General features: G+C 72.0%; 19 protein-coding genes. 7 read left to right on the top strand and 12 right to left on the bottom strand.

The window, feature by feature from the left end:
* Positions 1 to 100 precede the first annotated feature (100 nt).
* Complete coding sequence (locus V5P93_RS08600) at positions 101 to 1327, top strand: FAD-dependent oxidoreductase (RefSeq protein ID WP_104481993.1); 1227 nt, start codon at positions 101 to 103, stop codon at positions 1325 to 1327.
* Between the two features lie 808 nt (positions 1328 to 2135).
* Here the strand turns inward: V5P93_RS08600 and V5P93_RS08595 are convergent.
* From V5P93_RS08595 to V5P93_RS08570, 6 genes are all read right to left on the bottom strand, one after another.
* Complete coding sequence (locus V5P93_RS08595; RefSeq protein WP_104481992.1) at positions 2136 to 2909, bottom strand: fumarylacetoacetate hydrolase family protein; 774 nt, start codon at positions 2907 to 2909, stop codon at positions 2136 to 2138.
* 176 nt (positions 2910 to 3085) lie between these two features.
* Positions 3086 to 4756 carry a citramalate synthase gene (gene cimA, locus V5P93_RS08590; protein ID WP_104481991.1) on the bottom strand — a complete coding sequence of 557 codons (1671 nt, stop codon included), beginning with the start codon at positions 4754 to 4756 and terminating at the stop codon, positions 3086 to 3088.
* A gap of 282 nt (positions 4757 to 5038) precedes the next feature.
* Positions 5039 to 6076: a 3-isopropylmalate dehydrogenase gene (locus V5P93_RS08585; protein WP_104481990.1), complete on the bottom strand. Its 1038-nt coding sequence runs from the start codon at positions 6074 to 6076 to the stop codon at positions 5039 to 5041.
* 277 nt (positions 6077 to 6353) lie between these two features.
* Complete coding sequence (gene serA / locus V5P93_RS08580) at positions 6354 to 7949, bottom strand: phosphoglycerate dehydrogenase (RefSeq protein WP_104481989.1); 1596 nt, start codon at positions 7947 to 7949, stop codon at positions 6354 to 6356.
* A gap of 131 nt (positions 7950 to 8080) precedes the next feature.
* The gene (locus V5P93_RS08575; protein WP_104481988.1) at positions 8081 to 8368 is read right to left on the bottom strand and encodes a hypothetical protein; all 288 of its coding nucleotides are present in this window, start codon (positions 8366 to 8368) and stop codon (positions 8081 to 8083) included.
* Positions 8369 to 10620: 2252 nt separating this feature from the next.
* Positions 10621 to 10896 carry a DUF397 domain-containing protein gene (locus V5P93_RS08570; protein ID WP_104481987.1) on the bottom strand — a complete coding sequence of 92 codons (276 nt, stop codon included), beginning with the start codon at positions 10894 to 10896 and terminating at the stop codon, positions 10621 to 10623.
* A gap of 127 nt (positions 10897 to 11023) precedes the next feature.
* On the opposite strand from V5P93_RS08570, the gene V5P93_RS08565 reads away from it, so the two are divergent.
* On the top strand, positions 11024 to 11740 hold the full coding sequence (locus V5P93_RS08565; RefSeq protein WP_104481986.1) for a hypothetical protein: 717 nt from the start codon (positions 11024 to 11026) through the stop codon (positions 11738 to 11740).
* A 178-nt stretch (positions 11741 to 11918) separates the two neighbouring features.
* Here the strand turns inward: V5P93_RS08565 and ilvC are convergent, their stop codons facing one another.
* Genes ilvC through V5P93_RS08550 form a run of 3 tightly spaced genes read right to left on the bottom strand, consistent with a single transcriptional unit; the run spans position 11919 to position 15330 of the window.
* A complete protein-coding gene (gene ilvC / locus V5P93_RS08560; RefSeq protein WP_104481985.1) occupies positions 11919 to 12932 on the bottom strand; it encodes a ketol-acid reductoisomerase in 1014 nt (337 codons plus the stop codon).
* Between the two features lie 28 nt (positions 12933 to 12960).
* On the bottom strand, positions 12961 to 13467 hold the full coding sequence (ilvN, locus tag V5P93_RS08555) for an acetolactate synthase small subunit (protein WP_104481984.1): 507 nt from the start codon (positions 13465 to 13467) through the stop codon (positions 12961 to 12963).
* An 18-nt stretch (positions 13468 to 13485) separates the two neighbouring features.
* Positions 13486 to 15330, bottom strand: a complete 1845-nt coding sequence (locus tag V5P93_RS08550; RefSeq protein ID WP_104481983.1) for an acetolactate synthase large subunit — start codon at positions 15328 to 15330, stop codon at positions 13486 to 13488.
* A gap of 334 nt (positions 15331 to 15664) precedes the next feature.
* Between V5P93_RS08550 and V5P93_RS08545 the strand changes: the two genes are divergently transcribed.
* Positions 15665 to 16135: a PH domain-containing protein gene (locus V5P93_RS08545; RefSeq protein ID WP_104481982.1), complete on the top strand. Its 471-nt coding sequence runs from the start codon at positions 15665 to 15667 to the stop codon at positions 16133 to 16135.
* 78 nt (positions 16136 to 16213) lie between these two features.
* Positions 16214 to 18058: a dihydroxy-acid dehydratase gene (gene ilvD, locus V5P93_RS08540; protein ID WP_104481981.1), complete on the top strand. Its 1845-nt coding sequence runs from the start codon at positions 16214 to 16216 to the stop codon at positions 18056 to 18058.
* An 811-nt stretch (positions 18059 to 18869) separates the two neighbouring features.
* On the opposite strand, the gene V5P93_RS08535 is transcribed toward ilvD, so the two are convergent.
* Together V5P93_RS08535 and V5P93_RS08530 are read right to left on the bottom strand one after the other, a co-directional pair.
* Positions 18870 to 19550 carry a DoxX family protein gene (locus V5P93_RS08535; protein WP_219824135.1) on the bottom strand — a complete coding sequence of 227 codons (681 nt, stop codon included), beginning with the start codon at positions 19548 to 19550 and terminating at the stop codon, positions 18870 to 18872.
* Between the two features lie 31 nt (positions 19551 to 19581).
* Positions 19582 to 20493 (bottom strand): 2-hydroxyacid dehydrogenase, encoded by a 912-nt coding sequence (locus V5P93_RS08530; RefSeq protein ID WP_104481979.1) that lies wholly within the window; start codon positions 20491 to 20493, stop codon positions 19582 to 19584.
* A gap of 62 nt (positions 20494 to 20555) precedes the next feature.
* Between V5P93_RS08530 and V5P93_RS08525 the strand changes: the two genes are divergently transcribed.
* Positions 20556 to 21473 (top strand): alpha/beta fold hydrolase, encoded by a 918-nt coding sequence (locus V5P93_RS08525; protein WP_104481978.1) that lies wholly within the window; start codon positions 20556 to 20558, stop codon positions 21471 to 21473.
* Positions 21474 to 21484: 11 nt separating this feature from the next.
* Positions 21485 to 22669, top strand: a complete 1185-nt coding sequence (locus V5P93_RS08520) for a sorbosone dehydrogenase family protein (RefSeq protein WP_104482066.1) — start codon at positions 21485 to 21487, stop codon at positions 22667 to 22669.
* Between the two features lie 50 nt (positions 22670 to 22719).
* Here V5P93_RS08520 and V5P93_RS08515 read toward each other — a convergent pair whose 3' ends face one another.
* Entirely contained in the window at positions 22720 to 23646 is a 927-nt protein-coding gene (locus V5P93_RS08515; RefSeq protein WP_245931619.1) for an alpha/beta fold hydrolase, read from the bottom strand.
* Between V5P93_RS08515 and V5P93_RS08510 the strand changes: the two genes are divergently transcribed.
* On the top strand, positions 23608 to 23880 hold the full coding sequence (locus V5P93_RS08510) for a hypothetical protein (RefSeq protein WP_104481976.1): 273 nt from the start codon (positions 23608 to 23610) through the stop codon (positions 23878 to 23880). The two genes, V5P93_RS08515 and V5P93_RS08510, sit on opposite strands and share 39 nt — an antisense overlap.
* The last annotated feature ends 26 nt before the right edge of the window (positions 23881 to 23906 follow it).

Genomic DNA, 23906 nt, shown 5'->3' with positions numbered 1-23906 from the left:
CCCGATCAGCGTATCCGGCACCCGGCCGCCTTGACCGGCGCGGGCGGGAGGTGCATCCTGAAGATATTCAACTGGTGTTGAAATAGTCGGAGGAGGGGCCATGGACGGGACCGGTGTGTGCGTCGTCGGCGGCGGACCGGCGGGGATGGTGTTGGGGCTGCTGCTGGCGCGAGCGGGCGTCGAGGTCACGGTGCTGGAGAAGCACGCGGACTTCCTGCGCGACTTCCGCGGCGACACGGTGCACCCGCCGACCCTTGACCTGCTCGACGACCTGGGCCTGGGACCGGCGTTCCGCGAGCTGCCGCAGAGCCGGGTGGAGAAGGTGCAGGTCCCGTTCGCGGGCGGCGCGTTGACCGTGGCCGACCTGTCCCGGCTGCCCGGGCCGAACAACCACATCGCGATGGTGCCGCAGTGGGACTTCCTCGACCTGCTGGCCGAGGCCGCGCGGACGGAGCCCACCTTCACCCTGCGGATGCGGACCGAGACGACCGGGTTGCGGTTCGACGGCGACCGGGTCGTCGGCGTGGACTACCGGACCGCTGACGGCGAGACCGGCAGCATCGACGCCGCCCTGGTGGTGGCCTGCGACGGGCGCGGGTCGCGGCTGCGCGACGCCGCCGGGCTGCGGCCGAAGTCGTACCCGACGCCGATGGACGTCTGGTGGTACCGACTGCCCCGGCACGCCGACGACCCCGCGGGCATCGTCGGTGTAGTCAGCACGGCGCGCGCGGCGGTGCTCATCGACCGGCGGGACTACTGGCAGGTCGCCACGTTGATCCGCAAGGGCTCGGACGCGCAGAACAGGCGGCAGCCGGTCGCCGACATGCTGCGCGACCTGGTGAACTCCGCACCGTGGCTGGCGGACCGGGCGGGCGGGCTGTCATCGTGGGACGAGGTCAAGACGCTCGACGTGAAGCTGGACCGGCTGCCGCGCTGGCACGTCCCCGGTCTGCTCTGCCTCGGTGACGCGGCGCACGCGATGTCGCCGATCGGCGGGGTCGGCATCAACCTGGCCGTGCAGGACGCCGTCGCCGCCGCGCGGCTGCTGGCCGCCCCGCTGCGCCGGGGCCGTGTGTCCACTTCAGACCTCGCCAGGGTGCGGCGACGCAGGCTGCTGCCGACCGTGGCGGTGCAGACCCTCCAGCGGTTCCTGCACGCCAAGGCGCTGCGGCCGACGCTGGAGGGGAAGGTCGAGATCGCGGGGGCTACGCGTGCCCCGCTGCCGCTGCGCGTGCTGTCCCGGTTCGGCCTGCTCCAGCGCATCCCCGCGCAGGTCATCGGGCGGGGCCTGTTCACCGAACCGACGCCGGACTTCGCCCGCCGCTGACCGGCCGGGAAGCGCAGGGCAAGCCCGCAAGCGAAGCCGGGCGGTGATCCCCCGCACGCCGCGGAACCGCTGCTTTACCGGCCGTGTCCGGCGGAGTCCCACGACGACGGACCGGGTGCCACATCCGGAACCCGCCGCGGGTTCGGCCGCGGGGCACTCGGTTCCCCGAGCCCCTCGCCGAACCCTCCCACCGCTCCGGCAACGGTTGTCCACAGGCATGATCGTCTGCCGCCGGTTTTGTCGGTGTGCGCCACTAGAATGGATACCGGGGGGCCGACGGCCGCCCTCACCCGTTCGAGCACAAGAACAGCGCTCGCCGCGTCCCGATGTCACAACACCCCAGTGCCGCGCCGTCTCAGCGTCCCAATGCCGCAGTACCCCGGTGCCTCAACGCCTCAATGTCACGGCATCCCGCGTCACAGCATCCCGACGCCTCGGCGTCTCGATGTCCCAGCACCTCAATGCCCCGGCGTCCTCGACGCCACGCGTCTCACTGTCATGGCGCACGGCGTCTCGACGTCGCGGTGCCTCGATGTCCGGGTGTGCCGATGTCCCGAGATCGCGGGCCGGCCGCTCGGCGGTTCCGCGGAGGTCGGCGGGCAGATCGGCGGGCAGATCGGCGGGAAGGGCGAGCGCGATTGCGATTGGCGGAGCGGTCGCGGGTGATCTTGGTATGCCTCCGGCCCCCGATATCAATTCTACCGGCGGACACCGACAATCCGGCGCGACGATGATCAAGCCTGTGCACAACTCGGGATCCGGGTGGACGGCGGTCCACCCGGATCACCGGGGTGTCAACGGGAGATGGTCAGCGGTTGGCGACCGTGTTGGTGAGGGTGCCGAGTCCCTCGATGGTGACCGACACGGTCTGGCCCGCCGTCAGGGGGCCGACACCGGCCGGGGTGCCGGTGAGGATCACGTCACCCGGTAGCAGGGTCATCACCCGGGAGACCCACTCGACCAGCTTGGGGACGTCGTGCAGTAGTTGGGACGTGCGGGAGTCCTGTTTGACCTCGCCGTCCACCGCGGTGCGGATGGCCAGGTCGCCCGGGTTCGGCACGCCCTTGGTGATCCACGGGCCCAGCGGGCAGAACGTGTCGTGGCCCTTGGCGCGGGTCCACTGGCCGTCCGCGTGCTGCTGGTCGCGGGCGGTGACGTCGTTGGCGATGGTGTAGCCGAGGATGACGTCGTTGGCCTTGGCCGCCGGGACGTCCCGGCACGGCATGCCGATCACCACAGCCAGCTCGCCCTCGTAGTCCACTCTGGACGAGTCGGCGGGCAGCCGGATGGCCGCGCCGGGGCCGATGACCGAGGTGGACGGCTTCATGAAGATGACCGGGTTGGCGGGCGCCTCGCCACCCATCTCGGCCGCGTGGTCGGCGTAGTTCTTGCCGACGCACAGGATCTTGCTGGGCAGGATCGGGGCCAGCAGCCGGGTGTCGGCCAACGGCCAGCTCCGGCCGGTCAGGGTCGGGTTCCCGAACGGGTGCTCCGCGACCTCGTGGGCGATCTCGGCGCCTTCGTCACCCTCGACGGTGACGAAGGCGACTCCTTCAGGATGGGCAATTCGAGCGATACGCACCCACCAACTGTGACATGGCCTCGGCTCCGCCGAGGCGGCGAGGTCGCCTTTGGAGCCGATTTCTTCCCTCCCGGTTCACGCGGCCCGAGGGGCCGCGTGAACCGCTCAGTCCAGAAACCGGCGCGACCTCGCGAGCGACACGGCCTCGGCGAAGCCAAGGTGGTGACGTCGTGCGGTCACGGAGTCGGCGCGACCTCGCGGGCGGCGGCGCGGACGCGCATCGCCTTGTGCGCCAGGGCGTCGCAGAGGGCCAGCCAGCTGGCCTCGACGATGTTGCCGTGCACGCCGACGGTGGTCCAGTCGGTCTCGCGGTCGGTCGACTGCACCAGCACCCGGGTGACCGCGTCGGTGCCGTGCTCGGCGCCGCGCGTGCCGCCGGAGGTGAGGATGCGGACCTTGTAGTCGGTCAGCTCGACGTCGTCGAGCCACGGCAGGTGCGGCAGCAGCGCCCGGCGCAGCGCGGCGTCGAGGGCGTGCACCGGGCCGTTGCCCTCGGCGGTCGCGATGACCCGGTGCCCGTCGACGCGCACCTTCACCGTCGCCTCGGACACCACCTCACCGTCCGCCCGGTGGTCCAGGATCACCCGGTACGACTCCAGCTCGAACGGCACGACGGGGTGCTGCGCGGCCGGGTCCACCCCGGCGATCTCGGCGCGCAGCAGCAACTCGAAGGACGCGTCGGCGGCCTCGAACGACCAGCCGCCCGCCTCCAGTTCCTTGACCTTGCGCAACGCGTTGGTGACGGCTTCAGGCTTGCCGGCCAGGTCCACCCCGAGCTCGTGTCCCTTGAGCTCCAGGCTGGCCCGGCCGGCCATCTCGGTGACCAGTACCCGCATGTCATTGCCGACGGTGGCCGGATCGATGTGGTTGTACAGCAGCGGGTCCACCTTGATCGCGCTCGCGTGCAGGCCCGCCTTGTGGGCGAAGGCCGACGACCCGACATAGGCCTGGTGGGTGTCGGGTGCGATGTTGGCGATCTCGGCAAGGGCGTGGGAGACCCGGGTCAACTCGGCCAGCGAGCCGGTAGGCAGCGCATCGAGGCCGAGCTTGGTCACGAGATTGCCGATCACGGCGAACAGGTCGGCGTTGCCCGCCCGCTCCCCGTAACCGTTCGCGGTGCACTGGACGTGGCTCGCGCCAGCCTGTACCGCCGCGACGCTGTTGGCCACCGCGCAGGACGTGTCGTCCTGGCAGTGGATGCCCACCCGGAAACCGGTGCGGGCGATGACCTCGCGGACGGTGTCCGCCAGGCCGAGGGGCAACTGTCCCCCGTTGGTGTCGCACAGCACGGCCACGTCCGCCCCGGACTCCACCGCGGCGGTGAGCACCCGCAGCGAGCAGTCCGGGTCGAAGGCGTAGCCGTCGAAGAAGTGCTCCGCGTCGAGGAACACCCGCCGCCCCTCGCCGACGAGGAAGGACACGGTGTCGCGCACCATCGCCACGGCCTCGTCGACGTCGGTGCGCAGCGCGCGCTCGATGTGCCTGCGGTCGGACTTGGCGACGAGCGTCACGACCGGCGCCTGGGAGTCCAGCAGCGCGCGCACCTGGGGGTCCTGCGCGGCCGTCGCGCCCGCGCGGCGGGTGGAGCCGAACGCGACCAGCGCGGCGTGCTCGAGCTCGAGCTCACCCGCCGCGGCGCGGGCGAAGAACTCGGTGTCCTTGGGCAACGCGCCCGGCCAACCGCCCTCGATGAACCCGACGCCGAGCCCGTCCAGCAGCCGCGCCACGGCCAGCTTGTCGGTCACCGAGTAGGAGATGCCCTCCCGCTGGGCGCCGTCGCGCAGGGTCGTGTCGTAGACGTGGAAGGAGTCGCCGAGCGGGGTGCCTGCGGGCGTCTGGCGGGTCACGGTGTCTGCTCCTTGACGGATTTCTTGGTTCGGGCAAACAAAAAGACCCCCCGCGTAAGGTGCGAGAGGTCTGCGCGCTGGGCTCTTGAGGGAGCTACCCAGCGCGCTGGTCAATAATGATGACGAAGAGTGCCACGAACGCATAGTGGCACAGTGGACTTCCCCCGGTCCACTCCACGGACCTTGAGTCCCACTTTCCGGGAAAGGTTACCGCCCGCAAACGCCAGGAAGGCCGCCCCGGTCGGGAGCGGCCTTCCTTGGTTCGCTTGGCTTCGCGGCTGGTCAGCCGGTCTTCGCGTTGGAGGACACGAGTGCCGCGAGCCGGTCGCCGATGGCGAAGGTGCCACCGGGCGAGCCGTGGTCGCGGGTCGCCAGGTCGAAGGCGACCGAGGCCTCGATGCGCCGGGCCGCCTCCACCTCACCCAGGTGGTCGAGCAGCAGCGCCACCGACAGCACGGCGGCCGTCGGGTCGGCGATGCCCTGGCCCGCGATGTCCGGCGCGCTGCCGTGCACGGGCTCGAACATGCTCGGGTTGCGGCGGGTGATGTCCAGGTTGCCGCTGGCGGCCAGCCCGATGCCGCCGGTGACCGCCGCCGCCAGGTCGGTGAGGATGTCGCCGAACAGGTTGTCGGTGACGATCACGTCGAAGCGGGTGGGGTCGGTCACCATGTGGATGGTGGTGGCGTCCACGTGCTGGTACGCGACGGTCACGTCCGGGTGCTGCAACGACACCTCTTCGACCACACGCGACCACAGCGACCCGGCGTGCGTGAGCACGTTGGTCTTGTGCACCAGCGTGAGGTGCTTGCGCGGGCGCGAGGACGCGCGGGTGAACGCGTCGCGCACCACCCGCTCGACGCCGAAGGAGGTGTTGACGCTCACCTCCGTGGCGATCTCGTGCGGAGTGTCCTTTCGCAACAGTCCGCCGTTGCCCGCGTACAAGCCCTCGGTGCCCTCGCGGACCACGATCATGTCGATCTCGCCGGGGTCGGCGATCGGGCTCTTCACGCCGGGGTAGAGCCGCGCCGGGCGCAGGTTCACGTGGTGGTCGAGCTCGAACCGCAGGCGCAGCAGCAGGCCGCGCTCCAGGATGCCGCTGGGCACCGAGGGGTCGCCGACCGCGCCGAGCAGGATGGCGTCGTGTTCGCGCAGCTCCGCGAGCACGGACTCCGGCAGGAGCTCCCCGGTCGCGTGCCACCTCGCCGCGCCGAGGTCGTATCGAGTGATCTCCGCGGTCGGAACGACCTCACCTAGCACCTTCAGCGCCTCGGCGATCACTTCCGGCCCGATCCCGTCACCTGGGATCACCGCGAGCCGCATGCACACACCTCCCGGGTATCGGCCCGAACTGTCAGGGCCTGGTAGTCGAGGGAAGGCTACCGGCAAGCCGTCCGTTCGCCGCACCTCGCCACCCCTCTGGGTGGACTTTCTCCGCCACATCGACCCCCGGTTAACACGAACGGTGCCCGGATCGGTTGGTCGCCAACCGTTTCGGGCACCGCGTGCCGTTTCGAGTTGCATCCCAGCCAGTGGGCTGGGACGGCGCGCGGGTGGACCGGTCAAGCCCGGCCACCCGCGCGATCCACTCCCCCGGGTCTCAGCCGAAGTCGACCGAGCGGACGATGGTGGCGCCGATCGAGGCGCCGATGGACTCCAGCACCGACTTGTCGACCGCGCGGTCCACGCGCAGCAGCATGACCGCGTCGGTGCCCTTGGTGGTCTGGCTGATCTGCGCGGCGTCGATGTTCACGCCCGCCTCGCCGAGCAGGGTGCCGACGGTGCCCATCACGCCGGGGCGCTCCGGGTACTCCAGCAGCACGACGTCGCCCTCGGCGCGCAGGTCGAAGGAGCGGCCGTGCACCTCGACCAGCTTCTCCACCTGGCCGAGGCCGGACAGGGTGCCGCTGACGGTGACCGCGGTGCCCTCGGGGTAGACCGCGCGCAGGGTGACCACGCTGCGGTGGTTGAGGCTCTCGCTCTCCTTGGCCACCTCGACCGTGACGCCGAGGGTCTCGGCCAGCCGCGGCGCGTTGACGAAGGTCACCTGGTCCTCGACGATGTCGGCGAACACGCCGCGCAGCGCGGCCAGCGGCAGGATCGAGACGTCCTCAGTGGACAGTTCGCCGCGGACCAGCACGGTGATCGAGGTCGGCGCCTTGCCGCCCAGCGCGGACACCACGGTGCCCAGCTTCTGCACCAGCGGCAGGAACGGGCGGACCTCCTCGCCGACGGCGCCACCGGCCACGTTGACCGCGTCCGGCACGAAGTCGCCGCTGAGCGCGAGCCGGACCGAGTGCGCCACGTCGGTGCCCGCGCGGTCCTGGGCCTCGGCGGTGGAGGCGCCCAGGTGCGGGGTGACGACGATGCCGGGCACGCCGAACAGCACGCTGTCGGTGGTCGGCTCCTTGCTGTAGACGTCCACGCCCGCGCCGCCGACCTGGCCGCTGCGCACCGCGTCGGCCAGCGCCTGCTCGTCGATGAGGCCGCCGCGGGCGGCGTTGACGATGATGACGCCCTTCTTGGTCTTGGCCAGCGCCTCGGCGTTGAGCAGGCCCTTGGTCTCCGGGGTCTTCGGCAGGTGCACGGAGATCACGTCGGCGCGGGCGAGCAGCTCGTCGAGCTCGACCAGCTCGATGCCCAGCTGCGCGGCGCGCGCGGCGGAGGCGTACGGGTCGTAGGCGATGAGCGTGGTGCCGAAGCCCGCGAGGCGCTGGGCGAACAGCTGCCCGATCTTGCCGAGGCCGACCACGCCGACGGTCTTGCCCAGCAGCTCCACACCGGAGAACTTGCTGCGCTTCCACTCGCCGTCCTGCAGCGTGGCGTGCGCGGCCGGGATCTGGCGGGCGGTGGCCAGCAGCAGCGCGACGGCGTGCTCGGCGGCCGAGACGATGTTGGAGGTGGGCGCGTTGACGACCATCACACCGCGGTCGGTCGCGGCGGGCACGTCGACGTTGTCGAGGCCGACACCGGCGCGGGCGACGACCTTGAGCGTGTCGGTCGCCTTGAGCACCTCGGCGTCGACCTGGGTCGCGGACCGCACGAGCAGCGCGTCCGCCCCGGCCACCGCGGCCAGCAGGGCGGGCCGGTCGGTGCCGTCGACGTGGCGGACCTCGAACTCGGTACCGAAGACGTCGAGCACGGACGGCGCGAGCTTCTCGGCGATGAGGACGACGGGGCGGCTCGAAGTAGTCACGCTGCGACTCCTGGGCTGGAAGAGCATAGGTGTGGGAGTTCGGTTACGACGCTGTAACCAGAGACCTCGAGTCTAGGCCGGAGACTGAACCGTTCAACCGCTGGGTGAGTCAGGTGTCACATCCCCGCGACCTACTCGCCGATCACCGGTGGGGCGGTGAAGTCGGCGTTGCCGAACACCTCGTCGTAGTCCCCCTCGACGAGGTACGAGGGCCGCTTCTTCACCTGGTCCTTGGCCAACGGCGGCTCCTCCCCCACCGGCGCCTTGGGCGCGACGGGGGTGAGCCCGGTGGGGTACGCACCGGATCCGGCGGGCCCGAAGGAGTAGTCCCCCGACGGACCGAAAGCGACATCAGCCACCGGATCGGGCGAATCCGGGAACACGTGCACCGGCGGATCGCCGACGGGTTCACGTCGCACGACCGGATTCATCCCGGTACGCGAGGGCGGATTCCCACCGGGCGGCCCGAGTGGACGGTTCGGCCCGACGGGGACCGGATTGGCGCCGGTCCGCGACGGCGCCACGGGCGACATCCCGACCTGGGACCCCGGCCCCGCGGGTGGCCGCACCGGAACCATCCCCGCCTGCGACGGCGGCTCCACCCGTGCGGGCCCGCGCGGGTTCGGCTGCGACGCGGTGCCGGGTGGGCGCCGCACCGGCGGCATGCCCGTCATCGAGGGTGGGTGCCCGGTGCCTGCCTGGCCGGGCCGCGGGCCGGATAAGTCCGGCCCGGGAACAGGCAGCATCCCGGACACCGAGGGCGGCCCCCCGCTCGGCGGCCGGGTGGCGGGATTCGGCGGACTCAGCGCGGTGGTGGCCGGTGTCTCGTCCAGAGCCGACGGCGGCTGCTTCCCGGGGCGCAGGACGGAGGTGGCCGGAGCCTCCTCGGACAGCGCGGACACCGGGAGCATCCCGGAGAGCGAGGGAGGATCCGCGGGCTTCGGCTGCCTGCGCAACTCGACCGTGGGCCGCATGGAAGTCGTGCGATTCGGCGGGGCCAAGGCCGAGGGAGGGGTGGGGTTGTCGCCACCGGCCGGGGCTGCTCCGTCGGCAGGCGGTACGGGTGTCGCGGGGATGCCGAAACCACCGCTGGAGCTGCCCGGACGGTCCCTGGGCAAACCGTGCCCGGGAGCGGCGGGAGCAGCATCTGACCCATCACCGCCGGGACGGCGGAAGCCACCAGTGGAACTGCCCGGTCGCGCGGGTGGTGAACCTTGGCCCGCAGCGGAGGTGAAGGGCGGGACAGGCCCGCCAGGAGCGGTATTCGATCTATCGACGGAATTGCCGGGCGATGCCCCCGGAACATTCTCGGGAAAACCGTGCCCGGCCGCACTGGGCGGTACAGGCCCACCAGAAGCGGAACCCGTACCACCGCCTGGGACGCCGAACCCGCCGGTGAACGTGCCCGGCTGCCCGGAAGACCCGCCTTGACCCGTGGTGGAAGGGAAAGGCCGGACGGTAGGCGGGATAGGCCCGCCGGAAGCAGAACCCGCGCCATCGCGGGGAATACCGAAACCGCCGGTGGTAGAGCTCAGCCGCTCGGACGGTAAACCCTGACCAGCGGCGGAAGGGAAAGGCTGAGCGACAGGCCCGCCAGGAGCTGCGTTCGGCCCGTCAGCAGAAGTATCGGAGAAGGCATGCCCAGCCGCACCCGGCGGCACAACACCACCAGAAGCGGAACCCGCACCACCGCCGGGAACACCGAAACCGCCGGTGGCGGGGCTCGGCCGCGCAAACGGTGAGCCTTGACCCGCGGCAGAGGGAAGGGGTGGGACAGGTCCACCTGGAGCGGCATTCGACCCACCAGCGGAGATACCGGGAAAACCGCGCCCAGCCGAGCCAGGCGGTACAGCACCACCGGAGGCAGAACCCGCGCCGTCACGGGGAACGCCGAAACCGCCCGTGGCTGGGTCCGGGCGCTCAGGCGGTGAACCCTGACCCGCAGCCGAGAGAAAAGACGGGACAGGCCCACCGGGAGCGGCACTCGACCCACCAGCGGAGATACCGGGAAAACCGCGCCCAGCCGAGCCAGGCGGTACAGCACCACCGGAGACGGAACCCACACCATCGCCGGGAACGCCGAAACCGCCCGTGGCAGGGCCCGACCGATCAGGCAGTGAACCTTGACCCGCAGCCGAGCGGAAAGGCGGTACGGGTCCGCTGGGAGCGGCGTTCGGCCCACCGGCCGAAGTGCCGGGGAAACCTCGCCCAGCCGAGCCGTGCGGCGCGGCTCCGGCGGGAGGGGAACCCGCAACGCCGAAGCCGCCGGTGAACGTGCCCGGCTGGCCCGGAGGCGCGCCTTGACCCGTGGTGGAAGGGAAAGGGCGGGCGGGAGGCGGGACGGGTCCGCCGGGAGCGGGGGCGGCCCGGGTGCCGAAGCCGCCGGTGAAGGTGCCCGGGCTGTGTCCCGCGGCGGGGGCAGGTCTTCCGGGTGGAACGGGACCCGGGGTGGGGATGCCGGGTGCGCCTGCGAAGGGCGGGTGGCCGGGTGGGGCGGGGATTGGGGTGCCGGGGCCGGTGGGGGGTGCCTCGCCGGGTGGGCGGGCCGTGGGGTCGGCCAGGGCCTCCGGGGGGATCCAGACGTTCGCGGGGACGTCCGGTGACGGGTCCGGCTCGGTCCACACCGGCCGGGCATGGCGGCCCGGGTCGCGGGGGTCCGCGCCGGGGGCGGTCACCACGGCTCGTCGAACTCCCCGGCCTTGGCGCCCTCCACGAAGGCGTCCCACTCCGATTCGGTGAAGACCAGCACGGTGTCCTCCGGTCCGGTGTACTTCGAGTTCCGCATCGCGATGTAGGTCTTCCCGTCGTTGTGGGGAACGAACGCGATCTCCACGTACTCGCCGTCCGGGTCGGCGTCCGGCTCGGCGGCGCGCTGCCACTCCGCCTTGGACAGGTCCAACTGGCCGCGGACCTCGGCCTTGTCATCGTAGATGGGGGCGCTCGCCATCACGTCTCCTCGCTGGGACTTGATCGGGGTGGTGCCGGGGATCAGGTATACCGCAGTGCGCCAGCCCGCCACGCACGCACCGTGTCTTTACCGCCGCCGGTTGGTCGCGGTGAGTAGCCTGAGCGCCGTGACCTCGTATTTCCGCCGCTACCTGCGCGGCGAACGCGGCGAGGTCTGGGACGACCTGCGCGCCCTGGGCCCCGTCCCCGACGACCTCGCCGAGGACGTCGCGGCCGTCGCCGACGAGACCATGCTGCGCGTCGGCCAGCACGTGGCCCGCATCGCCGCGGCGCTGCCCGAGCTGGGGTGGACCTGCTCCGACCGCCAGGTGGACCCCCACCTACCGCCCACCGACGGCGACCGCGCGATGGCCGAGTCGCTGGCGGAGAAGGTCGGCGGCCTGCCGTACGCCCTGGAGGCCTGCTTCCGCCGCGTCGGCCACGTCTGGTTCGCGGGCGACTGCGAGGCCCTGCTGCTGACCTACCACCAGGAGCCCGCGCCCCACGGCGAACCGCCCAGCCCCGAGTACCCCGACCCGCTGTGCCTGGGCAACGCCTACGCCCTGCACAGCGAGTGGCAGGACTACGGCCACGAACCGGAGTTCGCCTTCGCCCTGGCCCCGGACGAGTACCACAAGGCGAACACCAGCGGCGCCACCCACGACATCGCGCTGCCGTCGTCGGTCGCGGACCCGGTGCTGGCGGGTGTGGCGGGCAGGCCGGGCATCACCCTCGTGGAATACCTGCGGGAATCGGTCCGCTGGGGCGGTTTCCCCGGCTATTCCTTCGCCCCGGACCTGGCACCCGCCGCCCTCATCACCCTGCGCTGCGACCCGGATTTCTGACGCGCGGGCGGGCGCGGGTTCGCCTCCGGCCCCCGGAATCGAATTCCACCGGCCGGAACCGACGAGTTCGGCCGAAGACGATCAAGCCTGTGGACAACTCCGCGGTGAGTTGCGGACCGGCAAACAAGAAGGGGGAGGGGCCCAGTGCGCGGACCCCTCCCCCAGCGACAACCGAAGATCAGGCCGTCTCGGTGATCGGCCGGTCGATCCACGACATCAACCCGCGGAGCTTGGCGCCGGTCTCCTCGATCGGGTGCTTGGCGCCCTCCTCCTGGAGCCGCGTGTAGTTGGCGCGGCCGGAGACGTCCTCCTCGACCCACTCGCGGGCGAAGGTGCCGTCCTGGATCTCGCCCAGGATCTTCTTCATCTCCGCCTTCACCGCGGGCGTGATGACGCGCGGGCCGCGGGTGAGGTCGCCGTACTCGGCGGTGTCGGAGATGGAGTAGCGCTGGCGGGCGATGCCGCCCTCGTACATCAGGTCGACGATCAGCTTGAGCTCGTGCAGCACCTCGAAGTACGCGATCTCCGGGGCGTACCCGGCCTCGGTCAGCACCTCGAACCCGGCCTGCACCAGCGCCGACGCGCCACCGCAGAGGACGGCCTGCTCACCGAACAGGTCGGTCTCGGTCTCCTCGGTGAAGGTCGTCTTGATGACGCCCGCGCGCGCGCCGCCGATGGCCGCCGCGTACGACAGGGCCAGCGCCTGCGCGCCGCCGGTGGCGTCCTGGTGCACCGCGATCAGCGCGGGGACGCCCTTGCCGTCGACGAACTGGCGGCGGACCAGGTGACCCGGGCCCTTCGGCGCGACCATGGCCACGTCGACGCCCGCCGGGGGCTTGATCAGGTCGTAGCGGATGTTGAAGCCGTGGCCGAAGAACAGCGCGTCGCCGTCCTTGAGGTTGGGCTCGATGTCGTCGGCGTAGATGAAGCGCTGCTTGGTGTCCGGCGCCAGCACCATGATCAGGTCGGCTTCGGCGGACGCCTCGGCCGGGCTGAGCACGCGCAGGCCCTGCTCCTCGGCCTTGGCGCGGGACTTGGAGCCCTCGGGCAGTCCGATGCGGACGTCCACACCGGAGTCGCGCAGGCTCAGCGCGTGCGCGTGGCCCTGGCTGCCGTAGCCGATGACGGCGACCTTGCGTCCCTGGATGATGCTCAGGTCGGCGTCTGCGTCGTAGAAGATCTCGACGGACATGGGGTGTGGCTACCTTTCTGGTGACTATCTAGCGGACCGCGGTTGCGGTGATGGAGCGGGGGCCGCGACCGATCGCGACCATGCCGGACTGCACCATCTCCCGGACCCCGTAGGGCTCGAGCATGCGCAGCAGCGCCTCTATCTTGTCGGCGGTGCCCGTGGCCTCGATGGTCAGCGCCTCCGGGGAGACGTCGACCACCTTGGCGCGGAACAGCTGCACGGTCTCCAGGACCTGGCTGCGCACGGTGGCGTCGGCGCGGACCTTGACCAGCAGCAGTTCCCGCTGCACCGCGGCGGACGGCTCCAGCTCCACGATCTTGATCACGTTGATCAGCTTGTTGAGCTGCTTGGTGACCTGCTCCAGCGGCAGGTCCTCGACGGCGACCACGATGGTCATCCGGGACACGTCCGGGTGCTCGGTGGCCCCGACCGCCAGCGACTCGATGTTGAACCCGCGCCGGGAGAACAGGCCCGCGACCCGGGCGAGCACGCCGGGCTTGTTCTCCACCAGCACGCTCAAGGTGTGGGTGCTCATGATCCCTTCCCCGCCGCGTCAGTCTTCGTCGAACAGCGGCCGGATGCCGCGCGCGGCCATGATCTCGTCGTTGCCGGTGCCCGCGGCGACCATCGGCCACACCTGGGCGTCCTTGCCGACCACGAAGTCCACCACGACCGGGCGGTCGTTGATGGCCATCGCCCGGTGGATCACCGAGTCGACGTCCTCCCTGGTCTCGCAGCGCAGCCCGGCGCAGCCCAGGGCCTCGGCCAGCAGGGTGAAGTCCGGGATGCGGTGCTTGTGCGTGCCGAGGTCGGTCTGCGAGTAGCGCTCGCTGTAGAACAGGTTCTGCCACTGCCGGACCATGCCGAGGTTGCCGTTGTTGATGACCGCGACCTTGATCGGCGCGCCCTCGATGGCGCAGGTGGCCAGTTCCTGGTTGGTCATCTGGAAGCAGCCGTCGCCGTCGATGGCCCACACCGTGGTGCCGGGCATGCCGAACTTGGCGCCCATGGCCGCGGGGACCGCGTAGCCCATGGTGCCGAGGCCGCCGGAGTTGAGCCAGGTGCGCGGGTTCTCGTAGCGGATGTGCTGCGCGGCCCACATCTGGTGCTGGCCGACGCCCGCGGTGTAGATCGACTCGGGGCCCGCGATGCGGCCGATGCGCTCGATGACGTACTGCGGCGACAGCGTGCCGTCGTCGGGCCACTCGTAGCCCAGCGGGAACGTGGTGCGCCAGGAGTCCAGCGTCGTCCACCACGGCGCGAGGTCGGCGGTGCCGTTGGCCCGCTCGGCCTTCACCGCGCCGATCAGCTCGACCAGGATCTCCTTGCAGTCGCCCACGATCGGCACGTCCGCGCGGCGGTTCTTGGAGATCTCGGCGGGGTCGATGTCGGCGTGCACGACCGCGGCGTCGGGGGCGAAGCTGTTCAGCACGCCGGTGACCCGGTCGTCGAACCGGGCGCCGAGGGCGACCAGCAGGTCCGAGCGCTGCATCGCGCCGACGGCGGGCACGGTGCCGTGCATGCCGGGCATGCCGAGGTGCTGCTTGTGCGAGTCCGGGAACGCGCCGCGGGCCATCAGCGTGGTGACGACCGGGATGCCGGTCAGCTCGGCCAGTTCGAGCAGCTCGGCCGCCGCGTCGGCCTTGATCACGCCGCCGCCGACGTAGAGCACCGGGCGCTTGGCCGCGCAGATCAGCTTGGCCGCCTCGCGCACCTGCTTGCCGTGCGGGCGGGTGGTCGGCCGGTAGCCGGGCAGCCGCAGCTCCGGCGGCCAGGTGAAGGAGGTCTGCTCCTGCAGCACGTCCTTGGGGATGTCGACCAGGACCGGGCCGGGGCGACCGGTCTTCGCGAGGTGGAACGCCTCGGCGATCGTGCGCGGGATGTCGGCCGGGTCGGTGACCAGGAAGTTGTGCTTGGTGACCGGCAGCGTGATGCCGCAGATGTCGGCTTCCTGGAAGGCGTCGGTGCCGATCAGCGCGCGGGTCTGCTGGCCGGTGATGGCCACGATCGGCACGGAGTCCATGTTCGCGTCGGCCAGCGGGGTGACCAGGTTCGTCGCACCGGGGCCCGAGGTGGCCATGCACACGCCGACCTTGCCGGTGGCCTGCGCGTAGCCGGTGGCCGCGTGGCCCGCGCCCTGCTCGTGGCGGACCAGCACGTGGCGGACCTTGGTGGAGTCCAGCAGCGGGTCGTAGGCGGGCAGGATGGTGCCGCCCGGGATGCCGAAGACGATCTCGACGCCCACCGCCTCGAGCGACCTGACGAGCGACTGCGCGCCAGTCACCCGGACGGGTGTTCCGGACGGCGGCGCAGGCTTGGGCCGGGCAGGCTGCGCGGTGGCGGCCGCCGTCCCCGGGTTCGCTGCGGCCGGGGTGGGCCGCGATGTTGCGCTGGTCATCGGTTCTGCCTCGTGGCTCGGAGGTGTTCGGGTTTCGGGAGTGTCGGAAGTCGGACTGTCGGTGGTGCGAATACGGGCCTGGACACAAAAAAGCCCCCGTCGACCTCTACAGGTCGCACGAGGGTCGCGCGTTCGACGCGGGGCGGGTTCTTCCGTCAGCGTCGAACGCGCGGCGGAAGTACGAGAATGGACTGAGCGGGCACCCCCCAGACGTTAGTGCGTTCGGGGTAGAGCGTCAACTCTGCGGGACAGCGCTCCCGGATGGTGGACGCCACGTCCCCCGCCCGGGCGCCCCGGACGAGGTCGTCGAACCCGGTGGGTGCACCATCTAGGGGTGTCCGAGCAGCCAACGGTGCCGTCCCGCCTCGTGTTCCGCATACCGACCATCACCGTGCTGGCGGCGCTGCTGTTCGCGATCTGCGCCACCCCGGTCGCGTTCGGCGCGCCCGGTCTCGCCGTGGTCTACGTGATCCCCATCGCGGCGATCGCCTGGGTGTTACGCGTCCGCACGGTCGCCGACGCGGAGGGGCTGACGGTCCGGCAGGTCGTGGGCTCGCGGAAGCTGGCCTGGGACTCGCTCAAGGGCCTGCGGCTGACCGGCAAGGGCGCGGTGCGCGCGGTGCTCGACGACGAGCGCGAGGTCGCGCTGCCGTCCGTGCGAGTACGCCACCTGCCCGCGCTCTCCCTCGTGAGCGGCGGTCGGTTGGCGGACCCCACGGTCGCGCCCGAGGCGGAGGACACCCCAGAGGACGTGGCACCCGACGCTGTGGACAACCCGGAGACCGGGTCGCGGGCAGCGGAGTAACCTGGACGGCACCGCTCCCTCCCCCAGGCCCCCACCAGGTGCCGCGTCACCCGAACCGAGATCGACTTTGGAGGAGCCGTGCCAGCGCTGCGCTCCCGCACCACCACCCACGGCCGCAACGCCGCCGGGGCCCGATCCCTGTGGCGCGCCACGGGGATGACCGACAGCGACTTCGGCAAGCCCATCGTGGCCATCGCCAACTCGTACACCCAGTTCGTGCCGGGGCACGTGCACCTGCGCGACCTCGGCGACATCGTGGCCGAGGCGATCCGCGCGGCGGGCGGCGTGCCGCGGGAGTTCCACACCATCGCCGTCGACGACGGCATCGCCATGGGGCACAGCGGGATGCTGTACTCGCTGCCCTCGCGGGAGATCATCGCGGACTCCGTGGAGTACATGGTGAACGCGCACCAGGCGGACGCGCTGGTGTGCATCTCCAACTGCGACAAGATCACCCCGGGCATGCTCAACGCCGCGCTGCGGATCAACATCCCGGTGGTGTTCGTCTCGGGTGGACCGATGGAGGCGGGCAAGGCCGTGGTGGTGGGCGGCGTCGCCCACCCGTCCAGCGACCTGATCACCACCATCTCCGCGTCGGCGAACTCGTCGGTGGACGAGGGCGCGCTCGGCGAGGTCGAGCGCTCCGCCTGCCCGACCTGCGGCTCGTGCTCGGGCATGTTCACCGCGAACTCGATGAACTGCCTCACCGAGGCGCTCGGCCTGGCGCTGCCGGGCAACGGGTCGACGCTGGCCACGCACGCGGCCCGGCGCGACCTGTTCACCCGCGCGGGCACCACGGTCGTGGAGTTGTGCAAGCGCTGGTACGGCGAGGACGACGAGACGGCCCTGCCGCGCACCATCGCCGACCGCGCCGCCTTCGAGAACGCGATGGCGCTGGACATGGCGATGGGCGGGTCGACGAACACCGTCCTGCACATCCTGGCGGCGGCCCAGGAGGGTGAGATCGACTTCACCCTGGCCGACATCGACGCGATCTCCCGGCGCGTGCCGTGCCTGTCGAAGGTGTCGCCGAACTCCGACTACCACATGGAAGACGTGCACCGGGCGGGCGGTATCCCCGCCATCCTCGGTGAGCTGTGGCGCGGCGGGCTGCTGAACACGGACGTGCGCTCGGTGCACTCGCCGACGCTGGCGCAGTGGCTGTCCGACTGGGACATCCGCGGCGCCGCGCCGACGGCCGAGGCGGTCGAGCTGTTCCACGCCGCCCCCGGCGGTGTCCGCACCACGCAGGCGTTCTCCACGTCGAACCGGTGGTCGTCGCTCGACACCGACGCCGCGGCGGGCTGCATCCACGACGTCGAACACGCCTTCACCGCCGACGGCGGCCTGGCCGTGCTGCACGGCAACCTGGCCGAGGCGGGTGCCGTCATCAAGTCGGCGGGCATCGACGAGGACCTGTTCGTCTTCGAGGGCCCGGCGCGGGTGGTGGAGAGCCAGGAGCAGGCCGTCTCGGTGATCCTGGGCAAGCAGATCCAGCCCGGCGAGGTCCTGGTCGTCCGGTACGAGGGCCCGGCGGGCGGGCCGGGGATGCAGGAGATGCTGCACCCCACGGCGTTCCTGAAGGGCGCGGGCCTGGGCAAGAAGTGCGCCCTCATCACCGACGGCCGCTTCTCGGGCGGCTCCTCGGGCCTGTCCGTCGGCCACATCTCCCCGGAGGCGGCGGGCGGCGGCACGATCGGCCTGGTGGAGGACGGCGACCGGATCCGGATCGACGTGCACCAGCGGTCGCTCGAACTGCTGGTCGCCCCGGAGGTCCTGGCCGAGCGGCGGGCGAAGATGGACACGAGCGAGCGGCCGTGGCAGCCGAAGGACCGCGTCCGCCCGATCACCGCCGCCCTCCGCGCCTACGCCCGCATGGCGACCGACGCCTCGACCGGAGCCGTCCGCGACCCGTCGCGCTAGCCCCGGAGCACCCGACGCGGACGCGGCCGGTTCGGACTCGGGTCCGGACCGGCCGCTTCGGTTCGCGAGCAGGAACCGATGCCGAATCCGACCCCCGACCCGCCTCGAACACGCGCGTCCTCGGGCAGCGATCCCAACCGGCTCACGCACCCGGAACGCCGGAACACGAGCCCTCGCACCCTTGCCTTCCGCAGCCTGGCGATCCGCCGACCATCACCAGGTCGGCCCCTCGGACGCGTGCCCGGCTCACGCCCCTGGAGGCGGCGAGTTCCCATTTGCCGTAGAACCAAGAACAGCGAAGGCCGACGGAACCGGCGATGATGCCGTGCGCAGAACGGCGCCCTCCTGGCTGCTCTCGTAGAGCAGCCTGCGTGACCTCGCCCCGGCTCGTCGACCGGAGCGCCAGATCCGCCAACCGCGCCACGCGCGTCCACCCGCATCGCCGGGCGCGCGTCCACCCCGCAGTCAGCACGCACCACCAGGAAAACGGCCCGCAAGTCCGGCACCTCGAGCACGTGCTCCCGCATCACGCGCCGGGTCGCCGCCGCGTTCACTCCCCACGACCGGCCCCGGATATGCCTCCGGCCCCCGGTATCAATGCTATCGGCGGGAACCGACAGATCCGGGGGCCGGAACGTTGTCCCTGTGGACAACCAGGCCGATCGTGCTCTCGTTCGAGTGAGTCTTTCGCTGTCAGCGCAAGGGTTCGCGCTCCCCGGGCGTGTTGTCCACAGCCTTGATCGTCTACGCCCGGAGCCGTCGGTGGCCGCCGGTAGCATTGATACCGGGGGCCGGTGGCCACCCGAGCCGGCTAGCGCAGCACCACCAGCGTCACCACGGACAGCCCCGCCGCCAGGATCAGGAAGATGAAGCCGAACGCGGGCGCCCGGCGGAACCACGGCGAGTTGCGGTCCAGCGAGATCTTGCCCGCGCCCGCGAACAGCAGCAGGAACGCCGCCGCCGCGTAGACGGACTCCAGTTCGACGTTGCCCGCGAACAGGTCGATGTTCACCCGGACCCAGATCGCGTTCGCCATCACGCCGAGCACCGCGGCCGCCGCGGCCGGGGTGAACAGCCCCAGCACCAGCAGCGCGCCGCCGACCAGCTCGGTGATCCCGGTGACCCAGGCCAGCAGGGTCGCCTGCTGGAACCCGAGCTGGGTCAGCACCTGCGCGAACCCGTCGATCCCGGGGCCCTCCAGCAGGCCGAACACCTTCTGCAGGCCGTGCCCGATGAACAGCGCGCCCACGGTCACCCGCAGCACCAGCAGCCCGAGGTCGGCCCCGAGGTGCCAGGCGTGCGGCGTCGGGTCCAGCACCTCCTCCCGCCGTGGCTCGTCGAGGTCGGTGGAGATGGGGTCACCGGGTCGTGGGAGGGCGGCGGTGGTGCCGCTGCCGAAGTCGGAGACCGAGCTGCTCTCCGACGACGGCGTGTAGAAGCCGCTGTCCGCGTATCCGCCAGCCTGTCGGGGGCGGTCGTCTTCGGTACTCACGGCCCGCACACTAGGCGAGGTGTCAACCCCGCTAGTAGTCACCGCGCACGAGGAACTCCGGTTCGCGGCCCGCCGCGAACCGCGCGATCTGCTCGGCGACGATCCGGTACGCGCGCTGCTGCACGCCCGTGCAGTTCCCCGCGACGTGCGGGGTGAGCAGCAGGTTGGGCGCGCTCCACAGTGGATGGCCGGGCGGCAGCGGCTCCGGGTCGGTCACGTCCAGCGCCGCGCGCAGCCGCCCGGACCGCAGTTCGGCGACCAGCGCGTCGGTGTCCACGACGGGACCGCGCGCCGCGTTCACCAGGACCGCGCGGTCGGGCATGCGGGCCAGGAAGTCGGCGTCGACCAGGCCGCGCGTCGCCGGCGTCATGGGGACCATCAGCACCACGACGTCGTGCTCGGGCAGCAGCGCGGGCAGCTCGTCCAGCCCGCGCACACCGTCGCGGGCCTTCGTGGCCACCATCGTGACCTCCGCGTCGAACGCGACCAGCCTGCGGTGCAGCTGCCGCCCCAGGTCACCCGCGCCGACGACGAGGACCCGCTTCGCCTGCAAGGTCTCGGTCCGGCGGCTGTCCCACGACTCGGCGCGGCGGTCGTCCTCGAACTCGCGGATCCGCCGGAACACGGCCAGCAGCGCGGTCACCGCCCACTCCGCGGTGCTGCCGCCGTGCGCGCCGCTGCAGGTGGACAGCATGACGTGGTCCGGCAACCGGCCGATCCACGCCTCCGCGCCCGCGGTCAGCAGCTGCACCAGCCGCAGCTTCGGCAGGGCGTCGAGCACGTCGGCCTGGCCGGGGGACAGGAAGCCCGGGACCAGCACCTCGGCCTCGGCCGCCTCGGGCGGCAGGTCGTCGAGGGAGTCGTACCGGACCGCGCGCACGCCGTCGACGGCGCCGAGCGCGGACACCCCGTACTCGTCGGGCACCAGAACCGTGACAATCACGCGTCCACCGTACTGATGCCGATCACCCCCGCGCGGGCTCGGGCTGCGGCACACTGGCGGCGATGCGCGAACACGACCTGCTCGGCGCGGACGGCACCCGGCTGCGCGGCTGGCACACCGAGTCCGACGGGCCGGCGGTGCTGCTGTGCCCGGGGCTGGGCACGGTCCCGGAGGCGTGGCCCGCGCTGCTGCTGCCGGGGTCCGGCGTGCGGGTGCTGAGCTGGTACCACCGCGGCACCATGGGCTCGGCGCGGCCCGACGACCCGTCCCGCATCACCCTCGACGACCACGTGTCCGACGCGCTCGCTGTGCTGGCGGCGGCCGGGGTGGACCGGTGCGTGGTGGTGGGCTGGTCGGCCGGGGTGATGGTGGCCGCCGAGCTGGCGCTGCGGCACCCGGAGCGGGTGTCCGGTCTGCTGCTGGCCGCGGGTGTGCCGGGTGACCTGTTCGGCGGCGTGCTCGGGGTGCTGGGCATCCCGGCGGCGGTGCGCCGGTACCTGGCCATCGGCGGCGCGCGGGCGGTGCGGGCGGCGGGTCCGCTGGTGGACGCGGTGCTGCACCGCGTCCCGGCGACCCGGCTGACCGCGGCCGTGCTCCAGCGCAGCGGGTTCATGCTCCCGGGCGCCGACCCGGACGACGTGGCCAAGGCGCTGCGCCGCTTCCTGGCGCACGACTGGCGCTGGTACGTCACCCTCGCCCTGGCCCTGGCGGACGTGCCCGAGGCCGACCTGACCGGCGTCACCTGCCCGGTGACGGTCCTGGCCGGGCGCTACGACCTGGTCGCCGACCCGAAGCGGGCGGTCGCCGCGGTGGCCGGGTTGCCGCAAGCCCGCACCCGGGTGGTGCCGACCAGCCACTTCCTGCCGCTGGAGGCGCCCCAGGTGATCGTCGACGAGCTCGGCCTGCTGGTCGACCGGGTGCGCGTGGTCGAGCGGGCGCGCGCCGACGTGCTCACCAGGGATTCACGGCGGCGACCCTAGCCTTGGGCATCATGTCTGGCCTGGCGCGGTTCCGTGTGCTCGCCGCCGCGTGCGCGGCGCTGGCCGTGTCCTCGTGCGCGACGTTCACCGAGCAGCCCCCGCCGCCGAGCTGGCACCAAGAGGTCCCGCTGACCGCGCAGGCCGCCCCCGAGCCGGACACCGGCGGCAGCGGTGGTGGCGGCGGGTCGGGTGGCGGCGGCGGTGCCGCCCCGGAGCAGATCCCCCCGCCGGACGGCTGCAAGGACTTCAACCCGGCCGTCCTGGGCACCTGCCTGGACACCGTGGTGGCCGTGGCGGCCCTGCCGGGTGACGGGACGAACCCGACGGCCCTGGTCGGCGAGCGCAAGACGGGCCGCGTGCTGCTCGTGCGCCACGACAGCGACCCGCAGGTGTTCGCGACCATCCCGGTCGACGCGTCGACCGACGGCGGCCTGATGGGCCTGGCGCTGTCCCCGAACTACGTCGAGGACCAGCTGGTCTTCGCCTACATCACCACCAAGACCGACAACCGCCTGGTCCGCATCGCCCCCGGCGACTCGGCCAAGCCGGTGCTGACCGGCATCCCGCGCGGCGCCTCCGGCAACCGCGGGTCGCTGGCCAACGACCACAACGGTGCCCTGCTGGTGGCCACCGGCAACGCCGGGTCGCCGACCGCGGCCGCCGACCCGAACTCGCTGGCGGGCAAGGTCCTGCGCGTCACCGGTGAGGGCAAGCCCGCCCCGGGCAACCCGACCCCGACCAGCGCGGTGCTGACCTCGGGCCTGCAGTCGCCCGGGGGCGTCTGCGCGCCGCTGAGCGACGGTCCGATCTGGGTCACCGACCGCACCCCCGCCGCCGACGTGCTGTACCGGATCACCCCAGGCAAGCCGCTCACCACGCCCGCGTGGAGCTGGCCGGACCACCCGGGCGCGGCGGGCTGCGCGGCGACCCAGCAGCTGGTCTGGGTGGCCATGTCCAACGCCGGGCACCTGCAGAACATCCCGCAGGCCCCCGACGGCAGCTTCACCGGCAAACCGCAGATCGCGCTGGCCGCGCCCGGCGGCTTCGGCAAGATCGACGGGCTGGACCTGATGACCGAGCAGCTGGCGGTCGCGGGCACGGTGAACAAGCAGGCGGGCGGCCCCCTGGTCTCCAGCGACGACCGCGCGGTGGCCATCCTCGTCCAGCCCCAGGGCGGCGGCGGCAGCGCGGACTGAGTCCATTCCTCCCGCCACCGTTCCCGACTTGGCGGGCGCCGGGCTCGGGTCTAGTCGCCGACCCGGTGCCCGTCGGCCAGGTCGAGGATCCGGTCGGTGACGAGTCCCGGCTGCGTCAGGCTCAGCGTGTGGTCGGCGCCGGGGACGACCTCCGCGCGGACGCGGGGGTTGAGCGCTTCGACGCGGGCGGCGACCTCGTGGGCCTTGACGACGTTGCTGCGCTCGGCGAGGACATGGCGGGTGGAGACTTCGATCGCGCGGAGCTCGTCGTCGGTGAACAGGTGTTGTGGCGGGATGCGCGCCTTGTACTTGAAGCCAGCGAACAGCAGGCTGCGGAAGGTGTGCCGCACCGTCGGATCGCCCTTGGCGACCAGCCGCAGGATCGGCGCGGGAAGCAGCCAGCGCCCGATCTCGACCAGGCTCCAGAGGATGAACCGCGGCCCGACGATCGAGAACCCGGACGGTTCGAACGCGAGCACGCTCGCCAGCCGGTCGCCGGACCGGACCGCGAGGTGCAGCGCGAGGTAGCCGCCCCGCGAGAGCCCGACGAGGTGCGCCTTGTCGTGGCACAGGCCCGTGAGCAGGTCGCCGAGCCAGGCGGCGAGGTCGTCGTCGGTCTCCAGCGCGCGGGTCTGGACCGAGTGGCCCGCCTCGCCCATGGTGTCGACGGCGTAGACGGGGTGCCCCGCGGCCAGGTCGGCGACGTGCGGGTACCAGGACAGCGAGGTGCCCATGATGCCGGGCAGCAGGACGATCGGGATGCCGTCGGTGGGGCCGCTGCGCCGGACGCGGGTGGGGCCGTAGCGGGTCTCGATGTCGATGTCCACGGAGGGAACCGGCCACTTCTTCTGCATGTCGGCGTAGACGGCGAAGTAGCGGTCGCGCGCCTGCCGGTTGGTGAACTCGCCGAGCGCGGTAGAGCGCTGTGCGCGGTCCAGATGGCCTACTTCGCCGTCGACGTCACCCGAGGAAGCCAATCCCCGGACCACGAAGCCCTGATCCCCCACCTGATCCACGCGCTGGCCGAACAACTCGGCCGCGCCAAGGAACGCGGCCGCGTCTCGTCAACGGTCGACACCACCCTGGAAGCCGACGCGCTGGCCACCATGGCGGCGGGCCTGCTGACCGGGATGCTGGTCAACTACTACGACACCGACCATGCCACGCGCATCGTCGACTACCGGTTGGCACAACTGTTCACAGGTCCCTGACCGGATACTCCCTCCGAAATGGACTC

Source organism: Actinokineospora auranticolor, assembly GCF_041897805.1.
GTDB lineage: Bacteria > Actinomycetota > Actinomycetes > Mycobacteriales > Pseudonocardiaceae > Actinokineospora > Actinokineospora auranticolor.
The sequence above is the reverse complement of the archived record's forward strand: the minus strand, read 5'-3'. Positions and strand labels throughout refer to the sequence as shown.

What these genes read in the sequence shown, in the direction of transcription:
- V5P93_RS08585 (WP_104481990.1), bottom strand. Translation starts at nt 6,076, where the DNA reads ATGCGGCTCGCGGTGATCCCAGGTGACGGGATCGGGCCGGAAGTGATC.
- V5P93_RS08510 (WP_104481976.1), top strand. Translation starts at nt 23,608, where the DNA reads ATGGCCTACTTCGCCGTCGACGTCACCCGAGGAAGCCAATCCCCGGAC.
- V5P93_RS08570 (WP_104481987.1), bottom strand. Translation starts at nt 10,896, where the DNA reads ATGGCGAGCGCCCCCATCTACGATGACAAGGCCGAGGTCCGCGGCCAG.
- V5P93_RS08525 (WP_104481978.1), top strand. Translation starts at nt 20,556, where the DNA reads ATGCGCGAACACGACCTGCTCGGCGCGGACGGCACCCGGCTGCGCGGC.
- V5P93_RS08550 (WP_104481983.1), bottom strand. Translation starts at nt 15,330, where the DNA reads ATGACCAGCGCAACATCGCGGCCCACCCCGGCCGCAGCGAACCCGGGG.
- ilvC (WP_104481985.1), bottom strand. Translation starts at nt 12,932, where the DNA reads ATGTCCGTCGAGATCTTCTACGACGCAGACGCCGACCTGAGCATCATC.
- ilvN (WP_104481984.1), bottom strand. Translation starts at nt 13,467, where the DNA reads ATGAGCACCCACACCTTGAGCGTGCTGGTGGAGAACAAGCCCGGCGTG.
- V5P93_RS08520 (WP_104482066.1), top strand. Translation starts at nt 21,485, where the DNA reads ATGTCTGGCCTGGCGCGGTTCCGTGTGCTCGCCGCCGCGTGCGCGGCG.
- V5P93_RS08600 (WP_104481993.1), top strand. Translation starts at nt 101, where the DNA reads ATGGACGGGACCGGTGTGTGCGTCGTCGGCGGCGGACCGGCGGGGATG.